The organism is Solidesulfovibrio alcoholivorans DSM 5433, assembly GCF_000702665.1.
GTDB lineage: Bacteria > Desulfobacterota > Desulfovibrionia > Desulfovibrionales > Desulfovibrionaceae > Solidesulfovibrio > Solidesulfovibrio alcoholivorans.
This window is the reverse complement of record NZ_JNJA01000059.1, coordinates 1-1,615: the sequence shown is the minus strand read 5'-3', so window position 1 is coordinate 1,615 and position 1,615 is coordinate 1. Positions and strand designations below refer to the sequence as shown.

The following is a 1,615-nucleotide window of genomic DNA, read 5'->3' as shown; positions in this document are numbered from 1 at the left end:
GCGTTCCACGGTTGCCCAAGTGCCAGCGGCCAAATCCGTGGCATCAAGTTCGGTGAGGCCATCAGGATTGCAGCGATGGTGATGGACGTCGTAAACTAACGGGATAGAGAGCGCTTGGCACACAGGAAGCAAATCGCGTATCGTATAGCTGACATCGTCGTTTTCCAATGTGAGTCGGCTGCTTACTTTCTCAGGCAGATCCTTGAACGCTCCGCTCAAACGCTCCAGAGCTTGCTCCTTGTTACCGTAAACACCACCGGCATGGATGTTGATCACATCTGCTCCAACGGCCTCTGCCCAGACGGCCTGGCAGCATAGTTCACAAATGGAATTTTCCGTCACTTCCTTCCTTGGCGATGACAGCAGGATAAACTGATCCGGATGGAAGCTGAGGCGGACACCATTATTCTTTGAAAAGTCCTTTGTCGCTGCCAGCAAGCCATTGATTTGCTCATCGCCCGGCAAATCTTCAAGCCGGTAGCCCGTAACTGGGTGAGTCATTCTGGGAAATAGCTGTGATGAGATTCTAAACGCACCAAAACCCATACGGTGAGCAGTCTTGACAGATTCCAGCAGACTTTTGGCGTTGTGGAGGCAAATCTCGGATATTTTTTCCAAGCGTGTTTTGACCGTCAGGTTCAACAAGGCTTTCGCCGTGGTCGTTCTAAACGATATTTTTTCTTCAACAAATAAGCAACAAAGTCCAAATCGCATAGCTTTCCTTTTTTTCTGAAATTATTTCAGCATTCGGCCAGATCTAGCTTGTAAATTTATATTTCAATTTAAAAAATCGAGTTGACATATTATTTATCGATGGTAGATCGTTCCCATCTGACACGAACAAAACCAAGGAGCCATTATGATCGATAAGGAAATGTGGTCGGAAGCTGTTAATCTTGCTAAGGACCAACTGCGCCACGGCAAAATCCACTTTAGCGATCTCGAAAGCGTAGCCAAAAGCATCTACGAAAAGCTCGATTCTCTTCGGAGCGGCCCCATTATCGATGTCACTGCCGAGCCTATGAAACCGATTGAAGCTCCTCGTCATGAGAAAACTCGTAAGTGTGTGAAGTGCGCTCTCTGCGGTGCGGAATTCAAAACTTTGACAAAAAAGCACCTTGCCACTCATGGGCTTACCCGCGAAGAGTATATGCAGAAGTTTGATGTCAAGAAAAAAGACATGTCGGTCAAGGTGGCTCGCAAGACCACTTCTGGCGAAGACAACCCCCTCAAGCAGATGCAGATGATCATGAAGGAGTTCGGCATCGCTCGGGGTGAAGTGAAGAAATTCGTGATGGACAAGGGCTTTGACGGCCTCAAGGGATTGGCTGCCGCCGCCAAGGAGAAGGGAGTCGGCATCATCGAGATGCTCGGCGGCAGCGCTCCTGCTGCGCCCGCCAAGGAAGAAAAGAAGAAATAGGTTTTCAACGACCATTTAAGAAAGCCCCTCATTGATCACTTGGTCAATGAGGGGCTTTTTTGTATTCAATTATGCCGGCTTGCGTTGTTCGGGTCGCCAGGGTGATCGGCGACAATTACTCCTGAGCATCAGCGACAATTAGAATTGTGCATCCACCTCCCCTTGGAGGCTGGCGGCTGTCTCCCCCCGGGAAAG

2 protein-coding genes are annotated in these 1,615 nt (G+C 49.2%); one reads left to right on the top strand and one right to left on the bottom strand.

The genetic code is table 11. From position 1 onward, the window contains the following. Positions 1–714: UV DNA damage repair endonuclease UvsE (uvsE, locus tag Q368_RS25425; protein WP_084159013.1), on the bottom strand; the 714-nt coding region annotated here is incomplete at its 3' end. Positions 715–859: 145 nt separating this feature from the next. Here uvsE and Q368_RS0122760 point away from each other — a divergent pair. Beyond that, positions 860–1,420 (top strand): MucR family transcriptional regulator, encoded by a 561-nt coding sequence (locus tag Q368_RS0122760; protein WP_029461304.1) that lies wholly within the window; start codon positions 860–862, stop codon positions 1,418–1,420. The last annotated feature ends 195 nt before the right edge of the window (positions 1,421–1,615 follow it).